13 protein-coding genes are annotated in these 12209 nt (G+C 69.6%); 8 read left to right on the top strand and 5 right to left on the bottom strand.

Annotation, left to right across the window (positions count from 1 at the left end; translation table 11 throughout):
• The 3 genes from AC5Y5E_RS14585 to AC5Y5E_RS14575 all read right to left on the bottom strand — a co-directional run bounded on the left by AC5Y5E_RS14585 (position 1) and on the right by AC5Y5E_RS14575 (position 2624).
• Positions 1–741: an SDR family NAD(P)-dependent oxidoreductase gene (locus tag AC5Y5E_RS14585; protein WP_499903674.1), complete on the bottom strand. Its 741-nt coding sequence runs from the start codon at positions 739–741 to the stop codon at positions 1–3.
• Between the two features lie 69 nt (positions 742–810).
• A complete protein-coding gene (locus AC5Y5E_RS14580; RefSeq protein WP_499903673.1) occupies positions 811–1608 on the bottom strand; it encodes a family 1 encapsulin nanocompartment shell protein in 798 nt (265 codons plus the stop codon).
• Positions 1605–2624, bottom strand: a complete 1020-nt coding sequence (locus AC5Y5E_RS14575; protein ID WP_499903672.1) for a Dyp-type peroxidase — start codon at positions 2622–2624, stop codon at positions 1605–1607. The genes AC5Y5E_RS14580 and AC5Y5E_RS14575 overlap by 4 nt, the downstream gene beginning before the upstream one ends.
• 51 nt (positions 2625–2675) lie before the next feature.
• Here AC5Y5E_RS14575 and AC5Y5E_RS14570 point away from each other — a divergent pair, with 51 nt between their 5' ends.
• Together AC5Y5E_RS14570 and AC5Y5E_RS14565 are read left to right on the top strand one after the other, a co-directional pair.
• Entirely contained in the window at positions 2676–3932 is a 1257-nt protein-coding gene (locus AC5Y5E_RS14570; RefSeq protein WP_499903671.1) for a M18 family aminopeptidase, read from the top strand.
• A 14-nt stretch (positions 3933–3946) separates the two neighbouring features.
• On the top strand, positions 3947–4294 hold the full coding sequence (locus AC5Y5E_RS14565) for a VOC family protein (RefSeq protein ID WP_499903670.1): 348 nt from the start codon (positions 3947–3949) through the stop codon (positions 4292–4294).
• Positions 4295–4397: 103 nt separating this feature from the next.
• Here AC5Y5E_RS14565 and AC5Y5E_RS14560 read toward each other — a convergent pair whose 3' ends face one another.
• Positions 4398–4793, bottom strand: coding sequence for a nuclear transport factor 2 family protein (locus AC5Y5E_RS14560; RefSeq protein ID WP_499903669.1), 396 nt, complete (start codon positions 4791–4793; stop codon positions 4398–4400).
• Positions 4794–4918: 125 nt separating this feature from the next.
• Here AC5Y5E_RS14560 and AC5Y5E_RS14555 point away from each other — a divergent pair, with 125 nt between their 5' ends.
• The 6 genes from AC5Y5E_RS14555 to purM all read left to right on the top strand — a co-directional run bounded on the left by AC5Y5E_RS14555 (position 4919) and on the right by purM (position 11845).
• Entirely contained in the window at positions 4919–5707 is a 789-nt protein-coding gene (locus AC5Y5E_RS14555) for a helix-turn-helix domain-containing protein (protein ID WP_499903668.1), read from the top strand.
• Between the two features lie 17 nt (positions 5708–5724).
• Positions 5725–8010: a phosphoribosylformylglycinamidine synthase subunit PurL gene (purL, locus tag AC5Y5E_RS14550; RefSeq protein WP_499903667.1), complete on the top strand. Its 2286-nt coding sequence runs from the start codon at positions 5725–5727 to the stop codon at positions 8008–8010.
• Positions 7998–8612 carry an Rv0804 family intramembrane glutamic endopeptidase gene (locus AC5Y5E_RS14545; protein WP_499903939.1) on the top strand — a complete coding sequence of 205 codons (615 nt, stop codon included), beginning with the start codon at positions 7998–8000 and terminating at the stop codon, positions 8610–8612. The genes purL and AC5Y5E_RS14545 overlap by 13 nt, the downstream gene beginning before the upstream one ends.
• Before the next feature lie 3 nt (positions 8613–8615).
• On the top strand, positions 8616–9005 hold the full coding sequence (locus AC5Y5E_RS14540) for a sterol carrier family protein (protein WP_499903666.1): 390 nt from the start codon (positions 8616–8618) through the stop codon (positions 9003–9005).
• Positions 9006–9143: 138 nt separating this feature from the next.
• Positions 9144–10679, top strand: coding sequence for an amidophosphoribosyltransferase (gene purF / locus AC5Y5E_RS14535; protein WP_499903665.1), 1536 nt, complete (start codon positions 9144–9146; stop codon positions 10677–10679).
• Between the two features lie 71 nt (positions 10680–10750).
• The gene (gene purM, locus AC5Y5E_RS14530; protein ID WP_499903664.1) at positions 10751–11845 is read left to right on the top strand and encodes a phosphoribosylformylglycinamidine cyclo-ligase; all 1095 of its coding nucleotides are present in this window, start codon (positions 10751–10753) and stop codon (positions 11843–11845) included.
• A gap of 49 nt (positions 11846–11894) precedes the next feature.
• On the opposite strand, the gene AC5Y5E_RS14525 is transcribed toward purM, so the two are convergent.
• Positions 11895–12071 (bottom strand): DUF3073 domain-containing protein, encoded by a 177-nt coding sequence (locus AC5Y5E_RS14525; RefSeq protein WP_499881748.1) that lies wholly within the window; start codon positions 12069–12071, stop codon positions 11895–11897.
• Positions 12072–12209 lie beyond the last annotated feature (138 nt).

Below are 12209 nucleotides of genomic sequence, written 5' to 3'. Positions count from 1 at the left end.
TTACGGCGCGATCGCGAGTTGTCCGCCCGTCGCGTGCAGGACGGCACCGTTGACGTAGCTCGCCTCCGGAGAGCCGAGAAAGACGACCGCGCTGGCGATCTCGCGAGGATCGGCCGGCCGGCCCAGTGCCGTGGTCGCGCCCAGCCCCTCGACCAAGCCCGGCAGCACGTTGGTACCGGGTGTGTCGGTCGGGCCCGCGGCCACCGCGTTCACCCGCACTCCCGACTTGCCGAACTCGTCGGCCCACACGCGCGTCAGCTGTTCGAGCGCGGCCTTGCTCGCGCCGTAGATGCCGGCGCCGCGCGCCGCCACCGAGGCGGCGAGCGTGCTGACGTTGACCACGGCGCCGCCGCCGCGTCGAGCCATCGCCGGCGCAAGTTGTTGGACCAGGATGAACGGCGCACGGATGTTGACGTTTACATGCTCGTCGAAGGTCGCGTCGTCGGTGTCGGCGGTTTCGCCGAATTTGTAGATGCCGCCGTTGTTGATCAGGATGTCCACGTCGCCCGCCTCGGCGGCCAACCGTCGCACGTCGTCGGCGTCACCAAGGTCCGCGGCGATGAAACGGGCCTTGCCGCCGGAACATTCGATTTCACGCACCACCTCGGCGCCGCGCTCCGCACTACGCCCGTGTACCAAGACCTCGGCGCCGCGATCCGCGAGTTGCAGGGCAATCGCGCGACCGATACCGGATGTGGCGCCGGTGACCAGGGCGGTCGAGCCGGCCAAAGCTGCACCCATGAAAAACCTGCTTTCGCGGAGAGGTGTTCACTTGCTTCTCCCGCAGCAGTGGCCCAGCGAGATTTATTCCTATGGCGCGAGGCAGACCGACGCTTCGGCGGTGTAACACAGGAACGTCAGGGTCTCCTGCAGATACAGCTGCACGGTGTCGGCGTCGTGGCCCAGGTACCCGATCGCGACGTCGGTGCCCAGCTGCAGATCGAAGTCGCCGCCGCGGGTGGTCAGCACGAATGCGCCGTCGATGGCGGGCGCCCAGATGATGTCCCCGTCGACCAACCGGTTCAGGTGCTCGCGGATGGGATAGCCGTGCTCGGTCGTCTCACTGACCTTGGTGTAGACCTCGGCGGCTAGCAGCACCGAGTACGGGCCGTCGACACCGGCCAGCCGCAGCCCGGTCAACGCCTGCGAAATCGCGTCGGGCATGTCGCGGGGATCCTCGGGCAGCTTCAACGGCGGGTTGGAGCTGCAACTACGGATGCCCTCGATGGATCCGGCGGCATAGCCCTCGAAGATGGCACGGTCCTCAACGAATGCGAGCTTCTTGGCTGCCTCCTTGACCGGGTCCCAGTCCGAGTCGTTCGCGCCGCGCTCGACGTTGTCGATCTCGTATCGCGACAGGGTGAACGGAACACGCAGGCGGACAAGGGGTTTACTGGCGCGAAGGTGCGCCACCACGCCGTCGGTGGGCGCGTCGACGTCGAGGAGGCGCCCGGTGCTGACCGCCGCGGTGACCGGTCCGCCGGGCTCGCTCACGTCGACCACGCGCCGTCCCGCGATATGCCGCTTGAACGTCCGGGTGGCCTCCAATTCGATTTCCGCCCAGGCGACTTCGGTGACAGGTGCCAGGTCGCGGTAGAGGTTGTTCATCGAGTGGTTCCTTTCAGGCTGCCAATCGCGAGTGAGCCGTCATCAGATGCCGGTGCGGCCGGTCGCGCTGTCACTAGCGGGGTCGGCAAAGGCGGTGGGTCGTCGAGGAAATCGACGGTGGGGGAGAAGAACAGTCCGCCCGTGACCGCGGTGGAGAAGTCCAGGATGCGGTCGGTGTTGCCGGGCGGGTCGCCGAGGAACATGTTCTCCAGCATCTGTTCGGTGACGGTCGGCGTCCGCGAATACCCGATGAAGTACGTGCCGTACTCGGCCTTGCCCAACTCGCCGAAAGGCATGTTGTGCCGCACGATCTTCAACTCGGTGCCGTCGTCGTCGGTGATGACGTTGAGGGCGATGTGGGCGTTGTCGGGCTTGTCGGAGTCGTCGAGTTCGATGTCTTCGAGCTTGGTTCGGCCGATCACCAGTTCCTGCTCGGTGACCGACAGCGAATTCCACGACGACATGTCGTGCAGGTACTTCTGCACGTGCACGTAGCACGAGCCGGCGAAGTCGGGGTCCTCGTCGCCGACGGCGGTGGCGCTGACCGCGATTGGGCCGTCGGGGTTTTCCGTGCCGTCCACGAAGCCGAGCAGGTCGCGGTTGTCGAAGTACCGGAACCCGTGCACCTCGTCGACCACGGTGACCGCGCCGGCCATCGAGCGCAGGATGCGGTCGGCCAATTCGAAACAGACGTCCAGGCTCTCGGCCCGGATGTGGAACAACAGGTCCCCGGGTGTGGCCGGGGCGGTGTGCCGCGGGCCCTTCAGCGCGACGAACGGATGCAGTTCGGCGGGCCGCGGCCCGGAAAACAGGCGGTCCCAGGCGTCCGAGCCGATCGAGGCGATCGCCGACAACCGTTTCGGCGGCTCGCGGAATCCGATCGCGCGCACCAGCCCGGAGATTCCGGCCAGCGCGTCGTGCACCGCCGCCTCCCCACCGTCATCGATGGTGACCACGATGAAGATTGCGGCAGGTGTCAGCGGCTGGAGGATGGGTTGGGGCTGAACCGGAGGCACTCTGCCGACCCTATCGTGGCGACGGCGACGCCGACAGCCATGATGGTCACCATGCCGGCCAGCGTCGCAGGCCTCTGCGAATTCATCGACGCCTCACCGTCGCCGTTTCACACCTGCGCGACGGTGGCCGCCCGGCTGGCCGGTGCGGGATACGCCGAAGTCGCCGAGACCGACCGCTGGCCGGACCGACCGGGGCGCTACTACGTCGTGCGGGCCGGATCGCTGGTCGCCTGGAATTCGGACGGCCCCGACGGGCCGTTCCGGATCGTCGGCGCGCACACCGACAGCCCCAACCTGCGGGTCAAACAGCACCCGGACCGGTCGGTCGCGGGTTGGCGGGTGGTGGCCCTCGAGCCGTACGGGGGTGCATGGCTGAACTCCTGGCTGGACCGCGACCTCGGCATCAGCGGTCGGCTGTCGATCAGGGAGGGCGGCGGGGTCGGCGAGCGGCTCGTCCGCATCGACGACCCGATCCTGCGGGTGCCGCAGCTGGCGATCCACCTGGCCGAGGATCGCAAGTCGCTGACCCTGGACCCGCAGCGACACGTCAACGCGGTCTGGGGCGTTGGGGAACAACCGGGTTCGTTCATCGACCACGTCGCCGAGCGGGCCGGGGTCGCGGCGACCGATGTGCTGTCCGCAGACCTGATGACGCACGACCTCACGCCGTCGGCGGTGGTCGGCGCCGACGCCGGCCTGCTGAGCGCGCCGCGGTTGGACAACCAGGCCAGCTGCTACGCCGGCACTGAGGCGTTGGTGGCGGCCGAACCGGGGGACTTCCTGCCGGTGCTGGTCCTCTTCGACCACGAGGAGGTCGGATCGACCTCCGACCGCGGCGCGCAGTCCAACCTGCTGAGCACCGTCCTGGAGCGGATCGTGCTCGCCGCCGGCGGCACCCGGGAGGACTTCCTGCGCCGGCTGCCGGCGTCGCTGCTGGCCTCGGCCGACATGGCCCACGCCACCCACCCCAACTACCCCGAGCGGCACGAGCCCGGCCACCTGATCGAGGTCAACGCCGGGCCGGTGCTCAAGGTGCACCCGAACCTGCGGTACGCCACCGACGGCCGCACCGCGGCGGCCTTCGAGCTGGCCTGCCGGCAGGCCGGGGTCGGGTTGCAGCGTTACGAGCACCGCGCCGACCTGCCGTGCGGTTCGACGATCGGGCCGCTGGCCTCGGCACGGACCGGCATCCCGACCGTCGACGTCGGCGCCCCGCAGCTCGCGATGCACTCCGCGCGCGAGTTGATGGGCGCGCACGACGTCGCCGCCTATTCGGCCGCGCTGCAAGCCTTTCTGTCGCCCCGCTGACCTACGATCCGGCCATGGCGCTAAACGTAGAAATGCTCACGTTCGACTGCGGCGATCCGGACGGGCTGGCCGGCTGGTGGGCCGAACAGTTCGGCGGCAAGACACACGTCATCCTCGCCGACGAGTTCACGGCGGTGACCTTCCCGGAGGGGCTGCGGCTCGGGTTCCAGAAGGTGCCCGATCCCACCCCGGGGAAGAACCGGGTGCACCTGGACCTCGGCGCGGCCGACGTCGACGGCGAGGTGGCGCGGCTGACGGCCGCCGGGGCGACCGAGGTCGGCCGGCACCAGTTCGGCGACACCTTCCGCTGGGTGGTGCTGGCCGACCCCGAGGGCAACGTCTTCTGCATCGTCAAGCAGTAGCGCCGAGGGTGCGCCCAGGGCGTTGATTGTGAGGCCTGGGCGGGAAAATCTGCGGGTTCCCGCCCTGCGTGCACACCGAAAGCCGTGAGCGCACACTCAAGGCTCAGCCCTGGGTGAGGATCGGCGGGTCGTAGCGGATGACGTTCTCCACCACGATCCCGTCGCGGGTGCGCACCCGGTCGATCCCCCGGATCTGGAATGGGCCGTCCGGGCCGGTGCCCCGGCCCACGTAGTGCAAGAACACCAGCTCCTCGCCCTCGGCGGCGCCGGGAACGGTGGCGCTGTCCACCACGTCGAGCGTCAAATCCGGTGCGGCGTCCAGCAATTCGGCGATCTTTGCCGTGTAGGGCGTGATCCCGCGGACAGGCTCGGGGTCGCCCGGCCAGTAGCCGACGATGTCGTCAGCCAGGATGTCGAAACCGCGCGACATGGTGGGCGCGGCCCAATACGCGGCGAACACCTCGGCGCTGAATTTCGGGGCGGATTGGACGTCGGTCATGGTTCCTCCTTGACTCAGGCGCTCCGATCGAGCGCGTCATCTCAAGCCTGGGCGGGTGCGGTGCGGCGGCACAATTACCTCCGAGGTCATCGCGACGGGTACGCTCGCGTGGTTACCGTGGCTTCGTGAGCCACGCGACGGTCGGTGTCCTGCTGCGCGAATGGCGCACGCGTCGACGGGTCAGCCAGCTCGACCTGTCGCTGAGCGTGGGGGTGTCGGCGCGGCATCTGAGCTTCATCGAGACCGGGCGCTCCCGGCCCAGCCCCGAGATGGTGCTCGCGCTCGCCGAGGGCCTCGACGTCCCGCTGCGCGAACGCAACGCGCTGCTGCTGGCCGCCGGATTCGCCCCGCGCTACCAGTCGCGCCCGCTCGAGGACGGCGCGCTGTCCCCGGCGCGCGCCGCGGTGCAGCGCCTCCTGGACGCCCACGACCCCTACCCGGGCATCGTCATCGACCGCTGCTGGAACATCGTCGGGGCCAACGCCGCGGCGTCCGCGCTGACCGCGGGCCTGCCCCAAGACCTGCTCGGGCCGCCGCCCAACGTCTACCGGTTGTCCCTGCACCCCGACGGGCTGGCCGTCCGCACGCTCAATTTCCCCGAATGGGCGGGTTACCTGCTGCACCAGCTGCGGCGCACCCTCGCGCTCACCGGCGACCCGGCGTTGCGGGCGTTGGACGAAGAGGTGCGCGGATACCCGGGCGTCGCGGCCGCCGCCAGGGCGTGGAGTTCACCGCCCGACAGCGCGTCGCTGCTCGTGCCGTTCGAGCTCGATGCCGGTGCTGGGCAACGGCTGTCGATGTTCACGACGCTGACGACGTTCGGGACCCCGCTCGACGTCACCCTCGCCGAGCTCGCCGTCGAGCTGTTCTATCCGGCCGATGACGAAAGCGCCCGCCTGCTGCGCGGCGACTAGCTCTCTAGACTGTTCCCGTGACAACCGCGCGCACCCAGGTCATCGACACCGTCGAACACGCCGCGACCACCCCCGACCAACCGCAACCGTTTCACGAACTCGGCCTCAAGGACGACGAATACCAGCGGATCCGCGAGATCCTGGGCCGCCGTCCCACCGACACCGAGCTGGCGATGTACTCGGTGATGTGGAGCGAGCACTGCTCGTACAAATCGTCGAAGGTGCACCTGCGCTACTTCGGTGAGACCACGACCGACGAGATGCGCGCCGGCATGCTGGCCGGCATCGGCGAGAACGCCGGCGTCGTCGACATCGGCGACGGCTGGGCCGTCACCTTCAAGGTGGAATCGCACAACCACCCGTCCTACGTCGAGCCCTACCAGGGCGCGGCGACGGGCGTGGGCGGCATCGTCCGCGACATCATGGCCATGGGCGCGCGCCCGGTCGCCGTGCTGGACCAGCTCCGGTTCGGCGCCGCCGACGCGCCGGACACCCGCCGTGTCGTCGACGGTGTCGTCCGCGGCATCGGCGGCTATGGCAACTCGCTGGGGCTGCCCAACATCGGTGGCGAGACCGTGTTCGACGCGTGCTACGCCGGCAACCCGTTGGTCAACGCCATGTGCATCGGCGTATTGCGCCAGGAGGACCTACATTTGGCGTTCGCGTCGGGTGCGGGCAACAAGATCATCCTGTTCGGCGCGCGGACCGGGCTCGACGGCATCGGTGGGGTGTCGGTGCTCGCGTCGGACACTTTCGATGCCGAGAATTCACGCAAGAAGCTGCCGTCGGTTCAGGTGGGCGACCCGTTCATGGAGAAGGTGCTCATCGAGTGCTGCCTCGAGCTCTACGCGGGGGGCCTGGTGATCGGCATCCAGGACCTCGGTGGGGCCGGATTGGCCTGCGCCACTTCCGAATTGGCGTCGGCCGGGGACGGTGGGATGGCGGTCCAACTCGACACCGTCCCGCTGCGAGCCAAGGAGATGACGCCCGCCGAGGTGCTCTGCAGCGAGTCGCAGGAGCGCATGTGCGCCGTGGTGGCGCCGGAGAACGTGGACGCCTTCATGGCGGTGTGCCGCAAGTGGGAGGTGCTGGCCACGGTCGTCGGCGAGGTCACCGACGGCGACCGGCTGCGGATCACCTGGCGCGGCGAGACCGTCGTCGACGTGCCGCCGCGCACTGTGGCCCATGAAGGCCCGGTGTATCAGCGTCCCGTCGCGCGCCCCGAATCCCAGGACGCCCTGAACGCCGACCGCTCGACGGGCCTGCCCCGGCCGGTCACCGGCGCCGAGCTGCGCGCGACTTTGCTTGCGCTGCTGGGCAGCCCGCACCTGTGCAGCCGCGCGTTCATCACCGAGCAGTACGACCGCTACGTGCGCGGCAACACCGTGCTGGCCGAGCATGCCGACGGCGGCGTGCTGCGCGTCGACGAGTCGACCGGCCGCGGCATCGCGGTGTCGACCGACGCGTCGGGCCGCTACACGCTGCTGGATCCCTACGCCGGTGCCCAACTCGCGCTGGCCGAGGCGTACCGCAACGTCGCGGTCACCGGCGCGACCCCGGTCGCGGTGACCAACTGCCTCAACTTCGGTTCGCCCGAAGACCCCGGGGTGATGTGGCAGTTCTCGCAGGCGGTCCGCGGGCTGGCCGATGGCTGTGCGGCCCTTGGGATTCCGGTGACCGGCGGCAACGTGAGCTTCTACAACCAGACCGGGTCGGCCGCGATCCTGCCCACGCCGGTGGTCGGCGTGCTCGGCGTGATCGACGATGTGGCGCGGCGCATTCCCACCGGTCTCGGCACCGAACCCGGGGAGACTCTGCTGCTGCTGGGCGATACCCGCGACGAGTTCGACGGTTCGGTGTGGGCGCAGGTGACGGCCGACCACCTGGGCGGGCTGCCGCCCAGGGTGGACCTGGCGCGGGAAAGGCTCCTGGCCGAGGTGCTGACCTCGGCGTCGCGCGACGGGTTGGTGTCCGCGGCGCACGACCTGTCCGAGGGTGGCCTCGCCCAGGCCATCGTGGAATCGGCGCTGGCGGGTGAAACCGGTTGCCGCATCGTGCTTCCCGAGGGCGCGGATCCGTTCGTGATGTTGTTCTCCGAGTCGGCCGGCCGGGTGTTGGTGGCGGTCCCGCGCACCGAGGAGAGCCGGTTCCGGTCGATGTGCGAGGCGCGGGGGCTGCCCGCGGTCCGCGTCGGCGTCGTCGATCAGGCCTCGGATGCCGTCGAGGTTCAGGGCCTGTTCACCGTGTCGCTGGCGGAATTGCGCGAGACGTCCGAGGCGGTGCTGCCGCGATTCTTCGGGTAGCTCGGTTGCGCGCGCTGTCGCTGGCGGCCGCGCTGGTCGGGTGGAGCTTCGTCAGCCCGCGGCTGCCGCTGGTGTGGCGGGTGACGCTGCAGGCCGGTGTGGGCGCGCTGCTGGTGTTGGTGACCCGCGCACCGCTGGGCCTGGGCCCGTCGCGGCTGGGGGCGGGGATGCGGCTGGGGTCGGCGGCCGGGGCGGCCGCGGCGGGCGCGATCGCCGCGACGACGACTGTGCCCTTGGTGCGTGCCTCGATGGCGGCCCACGAGCCGCCGGGTTCCCTGCCGGGTTGGCTGCTGCTGCGCATACCCGTCGGCACCGTCTGGGCCGAGGAGGCCGCCTTCCGCGCCGCGCTGGCCGCCGTGGGCTCGCGCGCCTTCGGCCCGCGCGGCGGAAGATTGTTGCAGGCCAGCGCTTTTGGGCTTTCGCACATCCCGGACGCGCGGGCGACGGGTGCGCCGGTAGCGGGCACCGTGCTGGTCACCGGTGTCGCGGGCTGGCTGTTCGGTTGGCTGGCCGACCGTTCCGGCAGCCTCGCCGCGCCGATGCTGACGCACCTGGCCATCAATGAGGCCGGTGCGGTCGCCGCGGTGGCCGTGCAACGCTGAGGTATGCCCGCCCGTCAAAGCGCCGACCCGGCCCAGGCCCGGCAGGCGGTGCTGGTCGTGCTGGACTGGCTGCGCGACGATTCCCACCCGGCGCCCGACCGGAACGCCCTCGCGACCGCCGTGCGGCTCACGGCGCGCACGCTGGCCGCGGTGGCGCCGGGTGCCAGCGTCGAGGTCCGGATTCCGCCGTTCGCTGCGGTCCAGTGCATATCCGGGCCCCGGCACACCCGCGGCACGCCCCCGAACGTGGTGGAGACCGATCCGCGGACCTGGCTGCGGCTGGCCACCGGGCTTTTGCCGCTCGACGAGGCAAAAGCGATCGGGGCGGTGCGGCTGTCCGGCTCCCGGGCGGGTGAAATTGGCCACTGGTTGCCCCTGTTCGGTGTCAGCTGAATACAACCCTGAACTGCAGGTTTAGAGTTATGAATCGGGATTTTCGGTGCTCAACACGCCCGTTGGATTCGGCGCCGGGCCCGTGCTGCCCGTAGACTCCGGTACGTCACCAATCGTTCGCCAGGGAGCCGCCGAACCGTGACCGTCGCTGGAGTAGAAGCACCCGAGCAGGACTTGAACTCCCCCCGTGAAGAATGCGGCGTGTTCGGGGTCTGGGCCCCGGGTGAGGACGTCGCCAAACTCACCTACTACGGCCTGTACGCGCTGCAGCATCGCGGGCAGGAAGCCGCGGGCATCGCCGTCGCCGACGGATCCCAGGTGTTGGTCTTCAAGGACCTCGGCTTGGTCAGCCAGGTGTTCGACGAGCAGACGCTGGCCGCGATGCAGGGTCACGTCGCGATCGGGCACTGCCGCTACTCCACCACGGGCGACACCACGTGGGAAAACGCCCAACCCGTGTTCCGCAACACCGCGGCCGGCACCGGGGTCGCGTTGGGGCACAACGGGAATCTGGTCAACACGGCGGAACTCGCCGCGCGCGCCCGCGATGAGGGGCTGATGGGCACCCGATGCCCCGCTCCGGCGACGACCGACTCCGACATCCTGGGTGCGCTGCTCGCCCACGGCGCGGCCGACTCCACCCTGGAACGCGCGGCGCTTGAGCTGCTGCCGACCGTGCGCGGGGCGTTCTGCCTGACGTTCATGGACGAAAACACGTTGTACGCGTGCCGCGATCCCTATGGGGTGCGGCCGCTTTCGCTCGGACGGCTCGACCGCGGCTGGGTGGTGGCGTCCGAAACGGCCGCGCTGGACATCGTCGGCGCCTCGTTCGTCCGCGACATCGAGCCCGGCGAGCTGCTGGCCATCGACGCCGACGGCGTGCGCTCGACGCGGTTCGCCAATCCGGAGCCCAAGGGCTGCGTCTTCGAATACGTCTACCTCGCGCGGCCCGACAGCACGATCGCCGGCCGGTCGGTGCACGCCACCCGGGTCGACATCGGTCGCCGCCTGGCGCGCGAATGCCCGGTCGAGGCCGACCTGGTGATCGGCGTGCCGGAGTCGGGCACACCGGCCGCCGTCGGATACGCCCAGGAGTCCGGCATCCCGTACGGGCAGGGCCTGATGAAGAACGCCTACGTCGGGCGCACGTTCATCCAGCCGTCGCAGACCATCCGCCAGCTCGGCATCCGGCTGAAGCTCAACCCGCTCAAAGAGGTGATCCGCGGCAAGCGGCTCATCGTCGTCGACGATTCGATCGTGCGGGGGAACACCCAGCGGGCGCTGTTGCGCATGCTGCGCGAGGCCGGCGCCCTCGAGGTACACGTGCGCATCGCCTCACCGCCGGTGAAGTGGCCGTGCTTCTACGGCATCGACTTCCCGTCGCCAGCCGAGTTGATCGCCAACGCCGTCGCGGATAAAGAGGAGTCGCTCGAGGCGGTCCGCCAGGCCATCGGCGCCGACACGCTCGGCTACATCTCGCTGCGCGGCCTGGTGGCGGCCTCCGAGCAGCCGGCGTCGCGGCTGTGCACCGCCTGCTTCGACGGGAAATACCCGATCGAACTGCCCGAGGAGTCCGCGCTGGGCAAGAACGTCATCGAGCACATGCTCGCCAACGCCGCACGCGGATCCGGCCTCGACGATCTGGCACCCGATGAAGTGCCGATCGTCCGCTGACCGAAGCCGCTCCCGGTGCTTCAAAGACGCGTGATACCGGCGCGAAGCGCCGCCCGGTAGCCTTTATCGCGATGACGGATCCCGGAAAAAGCCCCGGACGAGACCCGGGCGGTCAGGGCATCACCTACGCGTCCGCTGGGGTGGACATTGAAGCCGGTGAGCGCGCCGTCGCTTTGTTCAAGCCGCTGGCGACCAAGGCCACCAGACCCGAGGTGCGCGGCGGGCTGGGCGGCTTCGCCGGACTGTTCGCTCTGCGCGGCGGCTACCGCGAGCCGGTCCTGGCGGCCTCCACCGACGGCGTCGGCACCAAGCTGGCGGTCGCCCAGGCGATGGACAAGCACGACACCGTCGGCCTCGACCTGGTCGCCATGGTGGTCGACGATCTCGTGGTCTGCGGCGCCGAGCCGCTGTTCCTGCAGGACTACATCGCGGTCGGCCGGACGGTCCCGGAACGGCTGAGCGCGATCGTCAGCGGCATCGCGGAGGGCTGTGTGCGCGCCGGCTGTGCGCTGCTGGGCGGCGAAACAGCCGAACACCCCGGCCTGATGGAACCCGACCACTACGACATCTCGGCCACCGGCGTCGGTGTCGTCGAGGCCGACGACGTGCTGGGCGCCGACCGCGTCAAACCCGGCGACGTCATCATCGCGATGGGCTCGTCCGGGCTGCATTCCAACGGGTATTCGCTGGCCCGCAGCGTCCTGCTCGAGATCGACCGGATGAACCTCGCCGGTTACGTCGAGGAATTCGGCCGCACCCTGGGTGAAGAACTGCTGGAACCGACCCGCATCTACGCCAAAGACTGCCTGGCGCTGATGGCCGAAACCCATGTCCGGACGTTCTGCCACGTCACCGGCGGCGGGCTGGCCGGCAACCTGCAACGCGTCATCCCGCCCGGCCTGGTCGCCGAGGTCGACCGCGGCACCTGGACGCCCGCACCGGTGTTCGCCATGATCGCCCAGCGTGGCCGCGTTGCGCGCGAGGAAATGGAGAAGACCTTCAACATGGGCGTCGGCATGATCGCCATCGTCGCCCCCGAAGACGAGGACCGCGCCCTGGCCATGTTGACCGCGCGGCACCTGAACTGCTGGGTGCTCGGCACGGTCGGCAAAGGCGGAAAAGACGGCCCACGGGCGAAGCTGGTCGGGCAGCACCCGAGGTTCTGACACAAACTGTGCCGATGCTCAGCGCATCGGCACAGTGGCGGTAAGAGGTTCAGCGACGCCAGTCGTCGGCGTCGGCCCAAGATTCGTCTTGGCCGTCGTCGCTGGGTTCGTCGGCGGACGTGCCCGACAGCTCCTGCTGAAGCCGCTGGAAATCGGTCTGCGGGGAACTGTATTTGAGTTCTCGTGCAACCTTGGTCTGCTTTGCCTTAGCCCGGCCGCGGCCCATGGGGGAACCCCCTCGCGCAATAACGGAGCGGCCTAACAAGTAGGCGGCTCCGATCTCTTGGTGTCGTTATTGTCCTGCCGACAGTTTACCGTGCCTCACGGTCCGGTGTCGGTGACCCCTGTCCGCTGTGGCGGACGT

It is taken from the genome of Mycobacterium sp. NGS54, from assembly GCF_059812465.1.
Note: the sequence above shows the minus strand (reverse complement) of the source record. Positions and strands in the feature narration are given on the sequence as shown.